The 19,110-nt window shown below is 64.6% G+C and carries 17 protein-coding genes and 1 pseudogene; 15 read left to right on the top strand and 3 right to left on the bottom strand.

Annotated elements, in window-relative coordinates; genetic code table 11:
- The first annotated feature begins 31 nt into the window (after positions 1–31).
- The 15 genes and pseudogenes from ACQPXM_RS11610 to miaA all read left to right on the top strand — a co-directional run bounded on the left by ACQPXM_RS11610 (position 32) and on the right by miaA (position 15,372).
- Complete coding sequence (locus ACQPXM_RS11610; protein ID WP_432947690.1) at positions 32–1,594, top strand: phage tail sheath family protein; 1,563 nt, start codon at positions 32–34, stop codon at positions 1,592–1,594.
- 41 nt (positions 1,595–1,635) lie between these two features.
- Positions 1,636–2,085 (top strand): phage tail protein, encoded by a 450-nt coding sequence (locus ACQPXM_RS11605; RefSeq protein ID WP_432947688.1) that lies wholly within the window; start codon positions 1,636–1,638, stop codon positions 2,083–2,085.
- Positions 2,086–2,156: 71 nt separating this feature from the next.
- Positions 2,157–2,540: a hypothetical protein gene (locus ACQPXM_RS11600; protein ID WP_432947686.1), complete on the top strand. Its 384-nt coding sequence runs from the start codon at positions 2,157–2,159 to the stop codon at positions 2,538–2,540.
- Positions 2,537–2,695, top strand: coding sequence for a DUF6760 family protein (locus ACQPXM_RS11595; RefSeq protein WP_432947684.1), 159 nt, complete (start codon positions 2,537–2,539; stop codon positions 2,693–2,695). The genes ACQPXM_RS11600 and ACQPXM_RS11595 overlap by 4 nt, the downstream gene beginning before the upstream one ends.
- 1,752 nt (positions 2,696–4,447) lie before the next feature.
- On the top strand, positions 4,448–4,807 hold the full coding sequence (locus tag ACQPXM_RS11590) for a hypothetical protein (protein WP_432947682.1): 360 nt from the start codon (positions 4,448–4,450) through the stop codon (positions 4,805–4,807).
- Complete coding sequence (locus ACQPXM_RS11585) at positions 4,804–5,238, top strand: phage tail protein (RefSeq protein WP_432947680.1); 435 nt, start codon at positions 4,804–4,806, stop codon at positions 5,236–5,238. The genes ACQPXM_RS11590 and ACQPXM_RS11585 overlap by 4 nt, the downstream gene beginning before the upstream one ends.
- Before the next feature lie 11 nt (positions 5,239–5,249).
- Positions 5,250–6,014 carry a peptidase M23 gene (locus tag ACQPXM_RS11580; protein ID WP_432947678.1) on the top strand — a complete coding sequence of 255 codons (765 nt, stop codon included), beginning with the start codon at positions 5,250–5,252 and terminating at the stop codon, positions 6,012–6,014.
- A 24-nt stretch (positions 6,015–6,038) separates the two neighbouring features.
- On the top strand, positions 6,039–7,853 hold the full coding sequence (locus tag ACQPXM_RS11575; RefSeq protein WP_432947676.1) for a VgrG-related protein: 1,815 nt from the start codon (positions 6,039–6,041) through the stop codon (positions 7,851–7,853).
- Positions 7,854–7,887: 34 nt separating this feature from the next.
- Complete coding sequence (locus ACQPXM_RS11570; RefSeq protein WP_432947674.1) at positions 7,888–8,172, top strand: PAAR domain-containing protein; 285 nt, start codon at positions 7,888–7,890, stop codon at positions 8,170–8,172.
- 26 nt (positions 8,173–8,198) lie between these two features.
- Entirely contained in the window at positions 8,199–8,612 is a 414-nt protein-coding gene (locus tag ACQPXM_RS11565) for a GPW/gp25 family protein (RefSeq protein WP_432947672.1), read from the top strand.
- Complete coding sequence (locus ACQPXM_RS11560; protein WP_432947670.1) at positions 8,609–10,567, top strand: putative baseplate assembly protein; 1,959 nt, start codon at positions 8,609–8,611, stop codon at positions 10,565–10,567. The genes ACQPXM_RS11565 and ACQPXM_RS11560 overlap by 4 nt, the downstream gene beginning before the upstream one ends.
- A gap of 31 nt (positions 10,568–10,598) precedes the next feature.
- Complete coding sequence (locus tag ACQPXM_RS11555) at positions 10,599–11,186, top strand: phage tail protein (protein WP_432947668.1); 588 nt, start codon at positions 10,599–10,601, stop codon at positions 11,184–11,186.
- 407 nt (positions 11,187–11,593) lie between these two features.
- On the top strand, positions 11,594–12,193 hold the full coding sequence (locus ACQPXM_RS11550) for an NADase-type glycan-binding domain-containing protein (protein WP_432947666.1): 600 nt from the start codon (positions 11,594–11,596) through the stop codon (positions 12,191–12,193).
- A 494-nt stretch (positions 12,194–12,687) separates the two neighbouring features.
- A complete protein-coding gene (locus tag ACQPXM_RS11545; RefSeq protein ID WP_432947664.1) occupies positions 12,688–13,551 on the top strand; it encodes a hypothetical protein in 864 nt (287 codons plus the stop codon).
- 884 nt (positions 13,552–14,435) lie between these two features.
- Positions 14,436–15,372: pseudogene (gene miaA, locus ACQPXM_RS11540) on the top strand (tRNA (adenosine(37)-N6)-dimethylallyltransferase MiaA).
- A gap of 38 nt (positions 15,373–15,410) precedes the next feature.
- Here the strand turns inward: miaA and ACQPXM_RS11535 are convergent.
- The 3 genes from ACQPXM_RS11535 to ACQPXM_RS11525 all read right to left on the bottom strand — a co-directional run bounded on the left by ACQPXM_RS11535 (position 15,411) and on the right by ACQPXM_RS11525 (position 18,199).
- Positions 15,411–15,614 carry a hypothetical protein gene (locus ACQPXM_RS11535; protein ID WP_432947662.1) on the bottom strand — a complete coding sequence of 68 codons (204 nt, stop codon included), beginning with the start codon at positions 15,612–15,614 and terminating at the stop codon, positions 15,411–15,413.
- A 581-nt stretch (positions 15,615–16,195) separates the two neighbouring features.
- The gene (locus ACQPXM_RS11530; protein WP_432947660.1) at positions 16,196–16,741 is read right to left on the bottom strand and encodes an RICIN domain-containing protein; all 546 of its coding nucleotides are present in this window, start codon (positions 16,739–16,741) and stop codon (positions 16,196–16,198) included.
- 714 nt (positions 16,742–17,455) lie between these two features.
- Entirely contained in the window at positions 17,456–18,199 is a 744-nt protein-coding gene (locus ACQPXM_RS11525) for an aspartyl/asparaginyl beta-hydroxylase domain-containing protein (RefSeq protein ID WP_432947658.1), read from the bottom strand.
- Positions 18,200–19,110 lie beyond the last annotated feature (911 nt).

Below are 19,110 nucleotides of genomic sequence, written 5' to 3'. Positions count from 1 at the left end.
GGCATCCGATGGACTGAGCCAAGGAGTGCGCATGCCGACCTATCTGTCACCCGGGGTGTACGTCGAGGAAGTCGAGGCGGGATCCCGGCCGATCGAAGGTGTCGGCACATCGGTCGCGGCGTTCGTCGGCTTCGCCGAGAAGGGCCCGGTGAACACCCCGACACTGGTGACGAACTGGACCCAGTTCAGCCAGACCTTTGGTGAGTTCGTGCCGGGTTCGTACCTCGCTCATGCCGTTTACGGCTACATGTCGAACGGTGGCTCCAGTTGCTACGTGGTTCGGGTCGGCTCGAGTCGCAACGAGAGGTCGAAGCACGGTGCCCAAAAGCAGGTGAGTGCAACCCCCACGGCAATGTTGGGCGGGTACCGGGTTCTTGCAATCGGCCGCGGTGGCGGAGCTGAGAAGGTATCGGTCGAGGTCGCCGACTCCGTCACGGAGAACCCGCCGGACGGCGCTGTCCGGCTGGTCGTGCGGGCGGAGGGCAAGTCGGTCGAGGAGTACGACCCAGTGGTGTTTGACGCCACGGCCAGCGGGACCACGAGCGTACTTACGGTGGTCAACAACAAGTCCAAGCTGATCCGGCTCGAACAGCAGGAGACCTCGCACGCGTCACTGGTGAAGGTCGAAAAGGGGACGCAGGTTCTCGAAGCGCCGGCTCCCGCTTCTCCAGCTGAGGCCGGCTCCGTCGGGGCGGACGATTACGTCGGGGACGCGGCCCAGCGCACCGGCTTTTCAGCACTGGAGGCGATCGACGACGTCACGATGGTCGCCGTACCTGACCTGATGAGCGCGTACCAACAGGGCGCGATCGACCTGGAGACCGTGCACGCGGTCCAGCAGGCAGTGATCTCGCACTGCGAGCTGATGGGAGATCGCATGGCGATCCTCGACCCCCCACCGGGGTTAAACGCCCAGCAGGTCAAGCAGTGGCGGGTCGAGGGCGCCGGTTACGACTCGAAGTACGCGGCCCTCTACTGGCCATGGACCAAGGTGTTCGACCCGGCATCGGGACGGAACATCCACGTGCCGCCTTCTGGGCACGTCGCTGGTGTTTGGGCGCGCACCGATGAGGAGCGGGGGGTCCACAAAGCGCCGGCGAACGAGGTCGTCCGTGGAGCGATTGACCTGGAGACGACGATCACCAAGGCGGAGCACGACCTGCTGAATCCGGTCGGGGTGAACTGTATCCGGTCATTCCCCGGCCGCGGTATCCGCATCTGGGGTGCCCGGACCCTCTCGTCCGATCCCGCTTGGCGGTACGTCAACGTGCGCCGGTTGTTCAACTACCTCGAGGAGTCGGTACTACAGGGCACGCAGTGGGTTGTCTTCGAACCCAATGACGATGCGCTCTGGGCGAGGATCCGGCGCACCATCAGCGCCTTCCTCGTCAACGAGTGGCGCAAAGGCGCCCTGTTCGGTCTGACCCCTGAGGAGGCGTTTTACGTCAAGTGCGACCGCGAAACCAATCCGGCGGAGGCGATCGACGCCGGACAGGTGACTTGCCAGATCGGCATCGCGCCCGTCAAACCGGCCGAGTTCGTTGTCTTCCAGCTGTCGCAGTTCTCCGGCGGGACGAGCGTCGTCAGCGAGTGACCCTTTCCGATTCCGTGCCAGTAGAAAGGCGATGAGCCCAGATGCCTCTCGCAGACGCCATGGACATGGCGACCGCCTACGCGTTCAGCGTTTCCATCGACGGGGTGCAGATCCCGTATGTCACCGAGGTGAGCGGCCTGAAGTCCGAGGTCGACATGATCACCTATCAGGAACAGACCTCAGACGGAAAGTACATCGCCCGGCAGGTGATGGGCCGGCCAAAGCCCGGTCAGTTCACCGTCACCCGTGGGCTGACCGACTCCCGCACCGTTACCGACTGGCTCAAGGCAGTCATGCAGGGAGATCTCAAGGGCGCCCGGAAGACCGCCGAAGTTGTGGTCTACACCTCTAACGGTCAGCAGCTCAAGCGGCTCAACTTCCGCGGAGTGTGGATCAAGGACGTCGAGGTCGGAGCATCGCTGAAGGCGGGATCCACCGAGCCACTGACGGAGAAGTTCACCGTCTGCTGGGATGAGATGGAGTACGCCTGATGCGTCGTACTGTCGCGGGCTCAGTCGGAGTCCTCGCGGAATCGGCGGCGACCCCTGAAGAGAGTGCCCCTGTGCGCACCGAGCCTTTGCGCACAGAGTTCGACTTCGTCCTGCCACGTGGCTACGTCGATGCCGATGGCACGATGCATCGTGAGGGCACCATGCGGCTGGCCACCGCACGCGACGAGCTGCTCCCGCTTTATGACGCGCGAGTTCAGGACAACCCGGCATTCACAACTGTCGTGTTGCTGGCCCGGGTGATCACCAGGCTGGGCTCCGTTGGCCGGATCGACTCCCAGGTCGTGGAGAACATGTTCGCCTCTGACGTGGCGTTCCTCCAGGACCTGTACCGACGGGTGAACGCCGAGGGACATACCAAGGCAGGCGTGACTTGCCCATCGTGTTCTCACGGCTTCACCGTCGACATCTCGGGCGGGCGCCTGGGGGAATCGTGACGTACGCGGCCAGCCGACTCCACGAGGAGGTCGCGTACGTCGCCTATCACTTCCATTGGCCGCTCGACGACATCCTCGACCTGGAACACCCACTGCGGCAGCGATACGTCAGCGAGATCGCCCGTATCAATCAGCGAATGACCGAAGGCAGTTGACCCATGTTCGGTGGTCTTGAACGTCTGCTCCGCCGCGCCCCGCGCCGGGCGACCACAGACGGCGTCACGGAGTCGCCTGGGCGAGCCGCCGACCCTGGCTACCTCGCGGTGCCGTCAATGCGTCCCGTCGTGGGGGCCATGTCCCATCTGATCGAACGCGACGGCAACACCTGGCTCGGCAGTTGGCAGTCACCGCGCTTCCTCTCCGAGACCGACCATCTCGTCGACCCGGCGGCGCCGGCCGGTTTGATTGGCGCGACAGTAGTTGGGTCTCCGCACCACCGACCCGGCAGCGCCGACCTGGCACTCGCACCGCAGAGCAGGCAGCAGGCGCACGTGCAGCGCGCAGTGCCGAGCGACAGCGACCCGGTATCCCGACGAGCGCAATCCATGCTTCGTCGCCTGCTCGGCCGAACCGACACGACGACGTCCGTGCCCGGTACGCCGGCAGCGTCCAGGGCTGCAGCGCCGCCCGCCGAATCCGAGAGTGCGGCTGCGGGAGCTGAGGCACTTCGGCCTGACGCTCCTAGATCGCCGGACGGAAGCGGTCCGCAGACACCGTCGCTGTCCGCGAAGACAGATCGCACGGCTACCGTCCGGCGATCGCCTGGGACCGAACCGGCTGAATCACCGACAGCCATCGTGCAGGAGGCGCACACCGAACGCGTCGCCTCCTCGTCGGCCTCAACGGACGACGAGGAGGTCGGCCACCACCGCGGTCCAGACCTGGCGGTTGAGACTGCGGCGCATACTTCGCGTCCGCTCTTGGCGCCACCAATCGAGGCGGGTGCACCCCCCATCGCTCGGCCGGAGAGCCGACGCGGAGGCCTCGGAGCCCCCCTGCCGGACAACCATCCGGTCCTGCACGTTCTCCGATCCGTGACAGCGCACCCTGTGTTCGGTCGTGAGAACGCCCAGAACCGACACCCGGCCGCCGACGTCTCGAACGAGCAGCCGCAAGCCCGCTTCGGCGGCACCGGCGTCCCACAGTCCGCCGATTCGAGCGAACCCAGCGCACTCACGGTCGTGCGAGGAGAAGGCCAAGGACTTGCCGGAGCCGTTGACGATCCGAGGTCGCCCGACACATCGGACCATCTCCCCGAGGCAGTCACGCCCGGTAGGCCGAGCCTGGTCCGGCGGGCCCCTGTGCTGGCACATAACCCGATCGGACCCATGCTCCCTGCACTGGACTCGATCCCGCAGGTCGAATCCGCACGCCCTGCAACATTCGTCCCATCTGCGCCACCCCCGGCGAGAGGGGCCGTCGTACCGCCTCCGTCAGACTCCACGTTGCGGGGTGGCGCCGATGAATCGAACGTCCTGGCGTTGGATGCCTTCCGCAAATCCGGGGACAGGACGACCAGCGTTGATTCGGCCGGTGTAGTGGGCACGGTCGTTCCGATGCCGGTCGTTGGGGGGCAGCCGATGATCGCCCGTGGAGTGGCTCCTCGCGATCTGGTCGATCTCCCGCTGGCCGTTGGCATGCCTGAGATTTCAGGTCCGATTCCACGTCTCAGCATCGTGCCGGAACCGATTGTGCTGTCGCCTGTCTTCCCCACGGAGAGACCACCGCCACTCCGAAGGATGACGGCTGTGCCGGAGTCATCGACCATCCCCCCTGGTTTGCCAGCCCACCACCGCCGGCTCTCAGCTGAGCGGGTCGTCGGCCCACAAAAGTTAGGAGGCGACGTGTCGCACGAGCCGATCGCATCATCGCCAGTTGCAGCGCCACGGTCGCCGGAGCTTCCCTCGATGCCGGTCGTTCCGGCGACACCGGTGTCGGTGTCGAGATCGGTTGCCGATCAGTCGATCGACGCGGCCGCGCTGTCGCGTTCATCCGATGCCAGCGCCACCGGGGGACCTTCGAGCGGCGACGTTCAGACCGAGACCGCGCCTCGAGACGATACGACGGACAGCACGACTCCAAGGGTCGTCGCGAGCGGCCAGGCGCCGCAGCGCGGGGCCGATTCGGCTGCGACGGGCACAAACGCTCTTGACGCAGCAGAGTTGGACGTCCTCGCGCGCCGCCTCTACGAGCCGATCGCGCGACGGTTACGCGCCGAGCTCCGGCTCGACCGCGAACGCATCGGCACACTGCTGGACCGCCAGTGACAACCGACCAGATCACCGCCTTCGGTGTCCGCTTCAAGGTGCAGATAGACGACGTCGAGCTGGGGCTGTTCACCAGCTGCGAGGGCCTCGGCGCACAAGTCGTGCTCGAACAGCGGCAAGAGGGCGGCAACAACGGCCACGTCTGGCAACTGCCGTCGAGGGTCACCTTCCCGAACATCAAGTTGACCAGACCGCTCACCCGAGACACAGAGCGGGTCGCGCGCTGGATCTCCCACCTCGGCGGTGGAGTTCGACGCTACACGGGCCAGATCACTGCCATGACAACCGACGGAACGGTTGTCGCCCAGTGGAACCTGCTTGACGTAGTTCCGGTCCGCTGGCAGGGGCCGAGCGTCGCGACCGGCACGACCGCAGTACTGACAGAAACCATCGAGATCGCCCACCACGGGTTTCTCGGCGGCGGCAACTAGGAGGTCAGCCGATGGCTGCGAATCAGGTCGCGTTCGGCTCGGCCGGCGGCACCGCCGGTGCACCGAGCACGCTCGCCAAGGCATATCTGTCGGTTCACGAGCCGCTGCCTGGGTCGGGGGCGGGAGCGAAGCTCGGCCCGGAGCTGGACCAGATCACCTTTCAGTTCAACCCGAACGAGCTGACCATCGCCAAGTCGGCGCGTTGGAAGTCCGAACCCGCCCGCGGTGCGAAGAAGGCGAGCCCGCCGGAGTTCCAAGGCGCCGAACCAGGCAAGCTCAGCCTCGAACTGTTTCTCGACGCTACCTCGAAGATGGACGACTCTGTGGTGAAGACCGCGGAGAAGCTGTTCGCGTGTTGCGTACCGACCGACGGCAGCCTCGGGAAAAACAAGCCCACACCCCCGCTGGTTGTCTTTCATTGGGGCGCGGTCAGCAGCTTCCCCGCCTATATCGCTCAGGTCTCGGCGAAGTACACGCTCTTCACGCCCGACGGCACGCCGGTACGCGCAGTGTGCACGATCCAACTGCAGGAAATGCCGATCGAGACTCCACGGCAGAACCCGACCTCCGGTGGTCTGCGGCCGCACCGTAGCCGCATCCTGCTCGCCGGGGAGACGCTCGCGACGGTCGCCTACGCCGAGTTCGGTGATCCCGGCCTGTGGCGCAGTCTCGCCGAGGTGAACGGCATCGATGATCCACTCCGGCTCGTCCCCGGGACCAACCTGCTCCTGCCGGCAGCCGATGAGTTGGCCGCCTGGTCATCAGCAGAGTCCTGACCGGAATCCAGCAGAGGCAACCACATGGCAACCCCGCACATCACCAGCACGCTGCGCTTGACCGTCGACGGCAATCCGCTGGCAAATGACCTACTCGTCCTGCTCGCCGAGGCGTACGTCGACGACAACCTTCATCTCCCGGACATGTTTTCGCTGCGTTTTCGTGACCCTGACCGGTTGGTCGTCCCAAAGGCAGGCATCCAGATCGGCAGCAAGGTCGAGATCAGTGTGGTGGCGGCCGAGCGTCCGTCTCCGGCGTCTCTGATGGTCGGCGAAGTCACTGCACTCGAAGCCGAGGTCGATGGCGGTGGCACCTACACCACCGTGCGCGGCTTCGACGCCTCTCATCGTCTGCTGCGCGGGTCCCGGACGATGAGCTACACCCAAGTGACGTACGCCGACATCGTCCGGACGGTGGCCAAGCGCAACAGCGTCGGAGTGGGAACGATCGATTCACCTGGCACGGTGCACGAGAACGTTACGCAAGCCAATCTGCCCGACTGGGCGTTCCTCCACACACTGGCTGCCGAGATCGGTTACGAACTGTCGGTCGAGGCCGGCAATCTGAACTTCACCAGGCCATCCGACACCACCGATGCTGCCGAAGGGGGCGACAACAAACAGCCGCACGTGCTGGAACTCGGCGCCGATGTACGCCGGCTCCGTGCCGCGGTGTCTGCCGCCGGGCAGGTGCCGGAGGTTGAAGTCCGCAGCTGGGACGACCAGACCCAGCAGGCTGTCGTGGCGCGTCGGCCGGCGCGGACAAGCAGCGCGAAGATCGGGGTCGAGCCACTGACCCTGGCCGAGCGCTTCACCGCGCCGACTCTGGTCACCACCCACGCAGTGCACAGATCGCAGTCCAGTATCGACGCCACGGCGGAAGCTCTGGCCGACCGTGTCGCAGGCACCTTCGCCGAGATGGAGGGCGTGGTCCGCGGGAACCCGGCGCTGCGCGCAGGGACTGCGGTGTCGATCACCAGTCTCGGCGTACCCTTCGACGGCCGGTACGTCCTCACACGCGCACGCCACGTCTTTCTGGCCGACACGGGCTACGCGACCGAGATCACGGTCAGTGGCAAGCAGGAGCGATCCCTGTACGGTCTGACCGCCGGTGGCAACAAGTCTGCACCTGCAGTGGCGGGGCTCGCCACCGGCGTGGTGACCGACGTTCGCGATCCCGAGCATCTCGGTCGGGTCAGGCTCCGACTGCCCTGGCTGGATGACAGCTACACCACTGCGTGGGCCCGCGTTGTGCAGCCCGGGGCTGGGCCCGACCGTGGCGCCGCCATTCTGCCCGAGGTCGGCGACGAGGTGCTCGTCGCGTTCGCGCATGGCGACCTCGCGCGGCCGTTCGTCGTGGGTGGGTTGCACAGCGCCAGCCGCCGACCGTCTAAAGGATCGGTTCCCGACGTCGACGACGGAACCGGCGAAATCGTACGGCGAGGCTTCGTCAGCCGGACCGGGCACCGCATGGAGTTCTTGGACGGTCAGCAACGCAGCGGCATCGTCGTACAGTCCTCGGACCACAAGCTCGAAGTCGCGCTCGACGTGGGACCGACGACCCTCACGGTACGAAGTGACGGGACCGTCGTGGTCAAGGCCTCCAAGGGCGTGTCCATCGACGCAGGCTCCGGTGGCGTCACGATCGCTGGGGGCGAGGACATCACGCTGCGCGCCGCGGGTGGCGTCACCCTCGACGCCGGTGGCGGAGACGTCCGTCTGAAAGGCGTGAATGTCGACGTGATCGGCTCCGCACAAGCCAAGCTCAGCGCTCCGAACGTCTCCGTCGACGGCGGGGCACTGTGCGAGATCACCGCGCCCATGGTCCGGATCAACTGAGCGCGTGGAAGTCCCACCAACATGAGGAGCAATCATGCCGGCAGCAGCTCGCGTCGGGGACGCCACGGCGCACCCTGGCGTACTGGCGGGTCCTGGGGCCCCTACCGTCCTGGTCGAGGGCAGGCCGGCAGCAACGATAGGCACTTTGCATACCTGTATGTTCCCGCCGCCGGCGGGACCGCATCCGCCGACGCCGGTTCTGCCGCCCGGCTCGGCGACGGTGTTCATCTGCGGCCAGCCGGCCGCAAGAGTGGGCGATTTGACCGGGTGCGGGGCGCCGATCATCACTGGCGCCCCCACCGTGGTCATCGGTGCGTGACTGCATGGAGATCGAGGAGACCGGGGATGTCTGAGGAGTTCGTCGGATCGGGGTGGGCTTTTCCCCTGCGCACCGATGCCACCGGGCGGATAGCACTCGTCGAGCAGCAGCGTGAGATTGCCGAGAGCATCCGGCTGATCCTGGGCACAGCGCCCGGTGAGAGGCCGATGCGACCGGAGTTCGGTTGTGGAATCCATCACTACGTGTTCGCCCCCGCCGACGCCAGCACGGCCGGGCGGATCGCAGCCGAAGTACGTAGCGCGCTGGATCGCTGGGAGCCCAGGGTGGATCTGCTCGCTGTCGACATCCACTTCGACGAGGTCAGTCGAGGCACGTTGTACATCGACCTGAGGTACCAGATCCGCGGCACCAACGACCCGCGCAACTTGGTCTTTCCCTTCTACGTCATCCCCGAGCACGAGCCGGAAGGCACCCGATGAGTCTGCCCGCCCCTAATCTCGATGACCGCCGGTTCCAGGACTTGGTCGATGACGCGAAACGCCTGATCCAGCGCCGGTGCCCGGAGTGGACGGACCACAACGTCTCGGACCCCGGCGTGACCTTGATCGAGGCCTTCGCGACCATGGTGGACCAACTGCTGTACCGATTGAACCGGGTACCCGAGCGGCATTATCTGCGCTTCCTGGAGCTTGTCGGGCTACGCCTGTTTCCTCCTACCGCAGCACGTACCGACCTCACGTTCTGGCTGTCGAGCCCACAGCCCGAGACGATCCAGGTGCGCGCCGGCACGCAAGTGGCCACCTCCCGCGGGGAGGGCGACGAGCTGATCGTGTTCACTACCAGCAGCGACCTCGACATCGTCCCCTGCGAGCTCGCGCGGGTAGCGACGTCGACCAGCGACGACGCCCCACTTGACCGCACCGACCAACTGCAGGACCGTCAGGTATTCCCTTGCTTCGGTGACTCACCGGCGGTGGGCGATGCCCTCTACGTCGGCCTCAGCGCCGCGACACCATCGTGTGCGGTTCTGCTGCGGTGGGACTGCCAGGTGCACGGTATCGGAGTCGATCCGACCGATCCGCCACTGCGCTGGGAGGCATGGAACGGCGACGAGTGGATCCCTTGTGAGGTCGACCGCGACGAGACCGGTGGACTGAATCGGCCGGGGGACCTCGTGCTGCACGTGCCGCCCGGACACCAGCCGACCGTCCTGAGGCAACACCGGGCCGGCTGGCTGCGTTGCGTGCTCACCGAAGCAGAGCCAGGTCAGGCGACCTACAGTTCCCCACCGCTGATCAACAGTCTGTTCGCCGCTACGATCGGAGGCACCACGAGCGCGCTTCACGCCGAGCCTGTGGATCAGGAAGAGCTCGGCCGCAGCGACGGCAGCGCTGGGCAGGTATTTCCAGTACGGCGCACACCAGTCGTCGACAGTGGTACGCAAGAGGTGCTCGAGGTTGGCGACGACTCGGGCTGGCAGATCTGGACACAGGTCGAGAACTTCGCTGAATCTACTGAGGCTGACCACCACTTCGTTTTCGATCGTCATCGCGGAGAGGTGCTGCTCGGGCCTGCGGCGCGACTCGCTGATGGATCCGTCCGTCGATATGGTGCGGTGCCGCCGAAGGGCGCCGTCCTACGGCTTCGGCAGTACCACACCGGTGGTGGCGCGGCAGGCAATGTTGCGGCGAACTCTCTGCGCGTTCCCAAGACGTCGGTGCCATACATCACCTCCACGACGAACCGGCAACCCGCAGAAGGCGGAGTGGATGGCGAGACAATGGCGGAAGCCGTCATTCGGGGCCCGCTCGAGTTGCGTAGCCGCGATCGTGCCGTCGCAGCCTCCGACTACGAGATGCTCGCCCGGCGTGCCGCTCCCGAACTCGGCAGGGTCCATTGCGTGCCGGCTCGCCCCGGCGCGACAGACGGCAGCGAAATCAACGTTGTCCGCCTGCTTGTCGTCCCCGCCATCACGCACGATCCCTCGCTCCAGCTCGAGATGATCCGACTGCGTCCGCCGGAGGAAGTGCTGCGACGTGTTGCTGAGTATCTTGAGCCACGAAGGGTCCTCGGTACGCGGCTGCTGATCGAACCGCCCTACTATCGTGGCATCACTGTTGTGGCCAAGCTGACCGCTCAGACTGACGCAGCTCGAGGCCGGCTTCGCAACGCCGCCCTCGCCGCGCTGTACGAGTACCTCGACCCGCTGGCGGGCGGACCGCGGGGACGCGGCTGGCCGCTTGGCACCGCGGTTCGGATAGGTGACCTGCACGCCCGACTGGGCAGAGTGGATGGCCTGGAGTCAGTCGAGGATCTCCGTCTGTTCGCAGCCGACCCAGTACTCGGCGCACGCGACGCCACGCCGCTTCAGCGACTCGAGCTCGGACCGACTGAGCTGCCCTTCTCCTTTGAGCACCAGGTGGTCGTCCAATGAATCGGACCAACCCTCAGACCGGGGGCGGCTGATGCGTGGAACCGTCGATGGCCTGGAAAATCCACACCCACTGCTCCAACTGCTGCCTGCGTTGTATGTCGAGGACGACTTCGCGACCCGGTTCGTAGCGGCATTCGATGACCTGCTGGCACCGGTGATGCTGACGCTCGACAACATCACTGCATACCTCGACCCGGCACTGACTCCAGCCGACTTCTTGCGGGCGCTCGCGTCATGGGTGGCTGCGTTCGACCACGCAGACCTCGACGAAGAGCGCAAGCGCCGGCTGACCAGTGAGGCGATGCAACTGCACCGGCAGCGCGGCACCGCGGCCGGCCTTGCCCGAACCATCGAGTTGGCGACTGGGTTCCGACCTGAGATCACAGAATCCGGGGGGACATCATGGTCGATCACATCCGGCTCTGAGCCTCCCGGCCACGCCGCCCCTGGCATCGTCGTCCGAGTGACCAGGCAGAACGGTCTGATCCCAGGCGTCGACCTGTTCGATCTCGTCAGTCGGATCGTTGAAGATCTCCGGCCGGCCCACCTTCCAGCACACGTCGAGATCGTCGAAGGGACGGACGACCGGGATCGACGGCAGCGGACGGAGCAAGCATGATCATCTGCCTGAACTGCAGCGAGCACAACGCGGATGCGGAGGTCTTCTGCGGCCGTTGCGGAGCCTTCCTGGAATGGCACGGTGAGCCGGCTGGTGACACCTGTTCGAACGCTCCCTCGCCACACGATCAGAGTGACACAGCACCAACCGAGCCACCCAAGGAAGATGGCAGGTCGTCCTCAGGTGTGCTGGCCCATCAACCACAACCGGTTCAACGCCGGCGGCCGCCCCGCCTTCCATCGGAGCGAAGCACACCGACCGGATCGACAATCTGCCGGCGATGCAGCGTCCCGAACCAGTCCAGCCGCCGATTTTGCGCTCAATGCGGCGAATCGCTCGAAGTTGCGCCGGTCGTTCGCAAGCCACCGTGGTGGCGACGCATCCTTGGGCGGCACCGCGTGTATCGGATGGACTCGCGGATACCACCACCCGGGCAACTGCGCCAACGCATCCGCCGCGGACTACGCCTGATCACCGCTCTAGTGGTCCTCGCCGGGGTCGGTCTGGCGGTCGGCCCGCAGCGTCCGCGTCTGATCGAGGCCTATCACGCTGTCTTGAACAAGACCCTCGACCCGATTGTGGTCCGCCCGACCTCGCACACAGGCGTCGCGGCGCCTGGGCATCCGGCCGCGCACGCGTTCGACGGAGCGACCAACACATTCTGGGCCGCCCCCCGCGTTGGCAACAAGCCGACCAAGGTGCCGTTCGTGCGGGCAGGGTTCAGCAAGCCGGCCAATCTGATTGCCTTCGGCATCACGGCCGGAACCTCAGTTCAGACCCCTACGTACCTTGCCGGACCACGACCCGTCGAGATCGAGGTTGTCGTGACCACCGGTACCACGCCAGTGGTCCGCCGTTTCCGGCTCACCGATGTGGCAGGCTTCCAACGGTTCGGACTGGACGCGCCCGACGCGCGAGGCGTCCAGATAGCCGTCCTGTCAAGCACCGGCAACGACCCCAGGCTCCTCACAGCCATCGCAGAACTCGAGTTCTTCGCCAGCCGGTGACCAGGCGATAGCGGTCACATCGTGCACAGCCCAGCCGTCCGCGAGCGCCCGCCCAGGGTACACACAATAAACTCAGCCACTCTGGGTCAGAACCGATAAGACGGCGACGCCGTACTGCTGGATGTCTACACCGAGGTGCTGCATCCAAGCGCATACGTTCGCTGTGGCAATGTCGCGGCCGGATGCCTCTGCCAGTGGGCCGGCGATGCTCGCGGAGATCAGGACGGAATGGATCGCGTGAGGTCTATTTCACCTCCTCGATCGGACACAGCACAGCACTCCACGGGGCTGGGCACGATTCCTCCAACTTGGTCGACGTCCACATTGGCCGATTTGTGGGCCCCTCTGCGGCGCGCGCGACCGGGCACCTGCCCCCGAGCGTGCAGCGTCCTGGCAGGAACCGTTGTCTTTCCACAGACGTATTGCTAAGTGAGAGAAATTGCATCAGCCGACCCCGGAAGGTATTTTTGATGCCAAGAAGCGTGTTTAGACTCATGAGCGCAACAGCATTTGCGGCCGTCGTCACCGTCGCGGCCGTCGCGGCGGGCGAGGCTGGTTCCGCAAGCGGTGCATCAACAGCCACGCCAACTACTCAAGCAGCGACCGACACTGCGATCGCAGGACTGGTAGAGGTAAAAAGTCTCTTTGAACCGCCGACGGTGCAGACGTCGGATACCGCGACGGCAGTCTGTCCCGGCGAAAAAGTCGTAGTCGGAACCGGCTTCCTCATTGCGGATCCGAACGTGGTCGCGACCGGTTTGGTCGTAACCGAGAAAACGGTGAAGCTACGAGCGCACGTGGATACTTCTCCGAACCCTGGGCCTTGGAGCGCTCAGGCGATGGCATACTGTGCCGATCGCCCGAAGGGATACGTACTCCCCCCGCTCGTCACTAGCGTACGCTCTGCGGAAGCCGAGAAGACCGTGTTCGCCACCTGCCCCGGGAATACTCAGGTCCTCGGAACGAGCTTCGACACCTCCAACGGAAATGGCCGTGTTGTCGTAGATGAAATACTTCCGAGCACAAACAAAATTTCCGTCAAGGCTTTTGACCGGACACCCGGAAATCGCTGGAGACTCCACGTCGGCGCCATCTGCGCCGCCCCTTTGGACAACCGAACGGTGGTCACCACCAGTCCGGTCAAGTTCAACTCCAACGGAAAGGCGGCCGAGGCGACCTGCCCAATCGGCACGCAGGTGATCAACAACTCATTCGATCTCATCGGCTCACTCGGCCAGGTCAACCCTACTTCTGCGATTCGAAAGGTCATCAGCTCACGAACGTCCCAGGTCGCAGGATTCGAAGCTTTTGGGACGAACAAGAGTTGGGCAATCAGATCGTTCGCCGTCTGCGCCTAGCGACACATATGCTGGATACGTCCGAAGGTCTTGCGAGTTTGGCCTGACACACCGGACGCCTGAATAGCGGACGTCGCGATCGTCGCGTGATCGCCATTGGAGGTCGAGAGATGCCTCTTGAGCGACATCCGATGATCGCGACGTTTCGCGTGCTTGTGCTGGTGGGCTCCGTTAGGGGTGGTGTCGCGCCACAGGGAACGATTTTCAGGGCGATCCGTTGTCGACAACACACGCTCGACCGTGGCACCTGCTCGGCGAACCAGGCGACCGCCCGGTGCGTAGCCGAAGCACGCCTGACTTCGGGTGATACTCACAGGTCCGGTACGGGCGGCCACCCGGTTCGCGTCGCTTGGTTTGCCAACGAAGCGCCACTCGCCGCCCGCCGGGAATGTTGCCGAACAGCACCGAAGCAGCACCGCATTCACTACCGGGGCCGGCATCCCACGACGGGGCGCGATCTCCACCGGCCCCAGCCGCTGCCTCAGCCGCACAATGTCTTGCACCGCGCACCGGAGAATTGGCATGCGGGCCAGGCCGGGTCGACGAACGATCACCCGTCTCGGCCCGTCCCTCGTCGCGGGACCGAGCGTCACCTGTCCGCCGTAGGCCCCCCACACGTTGGCTCCGCCGGCCGCACCGGCGACCATCATCAACCAGCCGCACCGGCCGCACCGGCCGCAACTGATGCTTCGCCTTCACCGGGTGTCCAGTCACCTCCTGCCCGAGATGGCGTGACCGCCGAGGAACTGATCATCATCGGCGGCAAGCTGATCGCAGAGCTCCAACCGTGAGTTCGTCGACCGCGCCAGCGGGACCACGGTCAACGTGCGGATCCGTAGCTGGACCAGCTGGCCGGCGTCGTGTGGCAACAGCAGCTGGCGATTATGGGCACCACGGCGTCCGGCAAGTCCGACCTGGCCGTGAATCTGGCTGAGGCGTTGGACGCCGAAGTAGTGAACGCCGACGCCATGCAGCTCTACAAGGGCATCCACCTCGGTGCAGCCAAGATCACCCCATCGGAGATGCGCGGCGTACCCCATCACCTGCTGGATGTGTTCGACCTCGACCGGCCCGCCGACGTCGCCTCCTTCCAGCAGATGGCCCGGGAAATCATCGATAGAATCTTGGCCGACAGCCGGTCAGCAGTCCTCGTCGGCGGCTCCGGGTTTTATCTGCGGGCCGTTCTGGACGACATGCAGTTCCCTGCCGCCTCTCCGGCATTGCGCTCGGAGTTGCAGGCCGAACTTCAGCGCGTGGGATCCGCCCGCATGCATTCGCGCCTCGCTGCGCTCGCCCCGACGCCGCATCGCGGATCGCGGATCGCGCCAGGTAACGGCCGCGGCATAGTCCGAGCGCTAGAGGTTCTCGCTCTCACCGGTCAGCCGCCAGCAGCAACCATGCCATGCAACCGGTATGGTCTACCCGGCCGTACAGATCGGTCTCTCCGTTCCGCGGGCGGTCCTCCACCAGCGCATCACCGATCGTCTGGGTAGCATGTGGCAGAACGGGCTGATCGACGAAGTACTCCGACTGCAAGCAGCGGGCCTGCGCGACAACCCCATCGCGCGCCAAGCACTCGGCCACGCCCAGATCCTGCGCTACCTCGATGGCAGATGCACCGAGGCCCACCGAGGCAACCCTCGGGATCGTCCGCCGCCACACCAGCGCAGTGTCGGCCTAGCCGCCGGCTCAGCTCAGTGCGCCCTCTCAACGGTCGCCCTTACCGCCCGGGCCGAATTGTGCACCCGCGACTACCTGCGCTCCTCACCGGAGCCGGCATTGCGGTCGGCTCTCCAACAGCCCGATGACTCCCTAGGCTGAGGCACCATCCCGGAGCGCGCCGGGAAATCCACATCGGCTCACCAGCCTGCAGTCCACGGACTGGACCGGCGAGAGGAATTGCGGCCATCCGGATCAAGCGGATGGCGGATCTCCATCGCTTCGAGCTTGTGCAGCAGGGCCTCCGCGAGGTCCACATCCAGGACATCCGCCAAGCGCAACAGGCACAAGTACACATCGGCGAGCTCCTCACGAACCTGCTCCGCCTTGCGCCGATCCGCCATGACAGTCGCTGCCTGCCGCGGTGAGAGCCATCGGAAATGCGCAGCGACCGCACCGACCTCACTAGCGAGGCTGAGAAGCAGCGCGGTCGGGGTGGAAACTCTTTCGCATCCCCGCGCCTCGGCGAATTGCGCAATCTGCGACTGCAGCGTAGATATGGCAGCCGAACACTGAGCAACGTTCGACCTCCACCGTCGAGACCCTTCTGCTCTCACGTCTCCGACCTCCACCATTGGCTCGACCGCACAGGCAGGAGCACCCAGCAACCGCAACGCGCAAACTCCTGTAGCGCCTATAGAAATTGAGTGTTGCGTCGACCCCGCCGGCCATGGATGTGGGCGAGTCTACGTCTGCAATAGGCCGAGTTCTTGGCGTGCGCCGCGCTGGCCTGGGTTTGGCAGGTATCAGGAGACTCCAAGCTGAGCGGCTGAACCACGGATCAAGATGGATGTGCCGTCCCCCGGTGGAGGGCGGCAGACACCACCGCGCCAGATCGCGAAGGCCAGCGGGATCGCCTGGTAGTCAGTCGATCACCGCGGACCCCATGCATTCCTGCCAACTTGACGATTCCCGGTTGGTTCGATCAAGAAGTTGCGTCGACCGCGATGTTCCAGTGCTGACTGTGGCCGTAGTAGTGCGTCCAGAGCATGAGCGGTGAGCCATCCTTCGACGGGTTGTATACCGTCAGCACAAGGTTGCTCTTGCCTTCACTGGTTGCCCACTTGTTGCGGATCGGCTTGAAAAACTCGTCGCCAGTAGGGACGTCGTACAGAATCTTCCACTTCTGACGCTGAGTGTTCTGACAGGTCTTTTGGACAACGGCGGCACCGTTGGCGACAGCTGTCGCCTCCATGCACTTGCCGGACCATCGGTTCTTGTAACGACTCCAGCCATCACCATCTGGGATCATTTCCCACTGGTTGTTCCAGTCGTGCGTGCCTCGATCGAGGTGTTGCCGCACGGTGGCCCTTTCGCCCTTGTCGCCGAGCTCGAATCCGACGTTCGCAACCTGCCCCGACTCACGGTTGGTGAACTCAAGCCAGTAGTGCGTTGCTGCCTGCGCCTGAGTTGCCTGCAGGCCCGCGATCGCGAGACCGCCCAGTGCGGCCACACCAGCAGTGACGCGCATCGCGATGCGACTTGCCCTTGACAACAAACTTCCTCCTCGGTTGGAACTCTTTCTGCACTTGGCTGTACGGCAGAGTCCGTCACAGTGGTTCGCGACCACGGCAGGCCACCGCGTAGCCCGGCACCCGCGGCGCAGCCACGACATATTCCGCGCACCAACCCAATACTCAATCTCGCTCATACGCAGTGAACCGCTGGCCGTCACCAATTCCCACGCCTCGTCCGTCAGACTGGGATGGCTCTCAGGGTTCCGCGATCGACCTACAGGCAGAGTCGAGCCGTTCGGCTCTTGAGGAAGATGCCGAATCAGACCTCGCCCAAGCTCAGCCTCCGGACGTCGGGGTGAAGTGCACCGGGATCCGCGGGTCGGCTGCCAGCCAGGTACGGATCTCGGGCGCTGCGCCAGACCCGCCCGCCCCTTTGACGACCGAGCCATCCATACCAACCGCGCTCGATCACCCTCACGAAGAGCCAACGCAGCAACAGGTCGATTCGCCGTACCCATGACGCACACCAACCGTAAATCAGCTCACTACACGCGTCACTAGAATTCAACCAGAATCATCGAAGAACCCTCAGATCGTGACTCTCGCCCGATAATTCACCAGCGATCACAGCACTCATAAAATAGCCGGGTCGACAGAGGTGAATCAGATGCATTGTCAAAGTCGTCGGACTGAACCACGGCGACAACCATGCGCGCGGCGTGCGGCACCTACCTTTCCTTGCTCCGCAAGGACTCGAACTTTTGTTCCCAGGCTTCGTGCGCGTTCTTCGCCTCACGCGCAAAACCGCTCCGGCCGATAGCCCATAAGATGACGCTGTTGACGACGGAGTACGGAAAATTGAGCGGTCTCACGACGTCGACAAAGAGGACGACGCGATCCTCCTCGGTCTTGTTCCAAGCCTCATGGAGATAGGTGTCGTCGAAGACGAGACTCTTGCCTTCCCGCCAATGTGCAGTCACACCGCCGACTGTGATCCCGCACGCCGACTCCGGGGCTGGAATCTTGAGAGCCAGGTGATAGCGCACAACGCCCTTGTATGGGCCGTGGTGCGGAGGGAGGTGCTTGCCAGGTCCCAAGATCGAGAAGAAGGCGGTCTTGAGCCCAGGTACTTCATCGATCAACGCGGCGGTACGAGGACACCTGCGTCGATTCGCATCCACCTTGAGGCCGTATCCTGCGAAGAAGAAGGTCTTCCAGTTGTCATCATTGGAAAGCCTGCTCTGCTTGGCTGAAATGTCTTGGAAGTTGGGCAAGGCGTCGCGGTGCGCCAGCAGCGCGTCAAGTTCTTCTCGAATATCTTTCCAATGGTCTTCAAGACGGCGCCCCCATGGGAACGTATCCTCAGGAAAGAACGGCTGGTCCGGTAGCGCCGAATTCTTCCCGATTCTCGGCTCCAACCATTGAATCGCCCCTCGAAGAAGCTTCTCGGAGAAGCGGGAGACAGCTGCCATCTGATTCATTCAGCCCTCGTTTCGTGAGAGAAGCAGGCGGTTTCGAAATCCATGGACGCCTACACACAGGTACGCAACCGCGCCGGCTGGCCATCGCGGTTTGGGTACAAAGATTCGAGAATTCGAATAAGGGCGACAAGGGCATCTACTCGTGAGCACCCACTGACAAATCTCCTTTGCCGGATGTATCCGCACGGACGGTGAGCACCCGACCTTGATGTGAAGGCGCCACCTCACACTGCTGTACGCAAGGCGTTTGGCAATCGGTTCATGTGACGCGTGCCACCGGCCGGATGGGGTCGTCGGCGAGTAGACCTCAGCGGTCCCGGCTCAGCCGGGCCAGGGCCGGACTCATGCTCCGCGGCGCAACCGCGCCCCTGCCGCACCACCCACGCCGTTCGACGTGTAGGACCCTTCGGGGCCGATCTCTGTCGAGCCTCACCCGGAGACGCCGACGACCTCCTCGTCCTCACGGCCAGGAACATCCCAGATCGGACATTGATCCGCTCCTTCTCATAGTCATTATCTGACGCGTTCAGGGCACCGCGAACGTGCATATCGGGGAGCAACGTCGACTTCCTGGATCCGGACGGACCGCGCAGGCGGTACGCGTTGGCGAAGTCAGCGCGTCCGAGCCGGCAGCGCTGGGGTCAGCGTCACCACCTTGTACTCCGTCGGCAGCGGCCACGTTTCAACCCCGGATCCCCGAACTTGCTCAACCAGGCAATTGGTTGCGGTGACTCCGAACCGAAAGCGACCGATGCTCTGTCACCCTGCCAGACCAGCCCGGGATGACAGACCCGTGGTCAGCCTCCTGGACCCGCAACACCTGGACCTCGGCGGTGGATGCCTGGCGTCGACATTGCGGCCTGATCAACGTGGTCGCGAGAGGCGTGAACCGATTGTGGTGT

Source organism: Kribbella sp. CA-253562, assembly GCF_050942265.1.
Lineage (GTDB): Bacteria > Actinomycetota > Actinomycetes > Propionibacteriales > Kribbellaceae > Kribbella.
The sequence above is the reverse complement of the archived record's forward strand: the minus strand, read 5'-3'. Positions and strand labels throughout refer to the sequence as shown.

What these genes read in the sequence shown, in the direction of transcription:
- ACQPXM_RS11610 (WP_432947690.1), top strand. Translation starts at nt 32, where the DNA reads ATGCCGACCTATCTGTCACCCGGGGTGTACGTCGAGGAAGTCGAGGCG.
- ACQPXM_RS11605 (WP_432947688.1), top strand. Translation starts at nt 1,636, where the DNA reads ATGCCTCTCGCAGACGCCATGGACATGGCGACCGCCTACGCGTTCAGC.
- ACQPXM_RS11590 (WP_432947682.1), top strand. Translation starts at nt 4,448, where the DNA reads ATGCCGGTCGTTCCGGCGACACCGGTGTCGGTGTCGAGATCGGTTGCC.
- ACQPXM_RS11580 (WP_432947678.1), top strand. Translation starts at nt 5,250, where the DNA reads ATGGCTGCGAATCAGGTCGCGTTCGGCTCGGCCGGCGGCACCGCCGGT.
- ACQPXM_RS11575 (WP_432947676.1), top strand. Translation starts at nt 6,039, where the DNA reads ATGGCAACCCCGCACATCACCAGCACGCTGCGCTTGACCGTCGACGGC.
- ACQPXM_RS11570 (WP_432947674.1), top strand. Translation starts at nt 7,888, where the DNA reads ATGCCGGCAGCAGCTCGCGTCGGGGACGCCACGGCGCACCCTGGCGTA.
- ACQPXM_RS11565 (WP_432947672.1), top strand. Translation starts at nt 8,199, where the DNA reads ATGTCTGAGGAGTTCGTCGGATCGGGGTGGGCTTTTCCCCTGCGCACC.
- ACQPXM_RS11560 (WP_432947670.1), top strand. Translation starts at nt 8,609, where the DNA reads ATGAGTCTGCCCGCCCCTAATCTCGATGACCGCCGGTTCCAGGACTTG.
- ACQPXM_RS11555 (WP_432947668.1), top strand. Translation starts at nt 10,599, where the DNA reads ATGCGTGGAACCGTCGATGGCCTGGAAAATCCACACCCACTGCTCCAA.
- ACQPXM_RS11550 (WP_432947666.1), top strand. Translation starts at nt 11,594, where the DNA reads ATGGACTCGCGGATACCACCACCCGGGCAACTGCGCCAACGCATCCGC.
- ACQPXM_RS11545 (WP_432947664.1), top strand. Translation starts at nt 12,688, where the DNA reads ATGAGCGCAACAGCATTTGCGGCCGTCGTCACCGTCGCGGCCGTCGCG.
- ACQPXM_RS11535 (WP_432947662.1), bottom strand. Translation starts at nt 15,614, where the DNA reads ATGGCGGATCGGCGCAAGGCGGAGCAGGTTCGTGAGGAGCTCGCCGAT.
- ACQPXM_RS11530 (WP_432947660.1), bottom strand. Translation starts at nt 16,741, where the DNA reads ATGCGCGTCACTGCTGGTGTGGCCGCACTGGGCGGTCTCGCGATCGCG.
- ACQPXM_RS11525 (WP_432947658.1), bottom strand. Translation starts at nt 18,199, where the DNA reads ATGGCAGCTGTCTCCCGCTTCTCCGAGAAGCTTCTTCGAGGGGCGATT.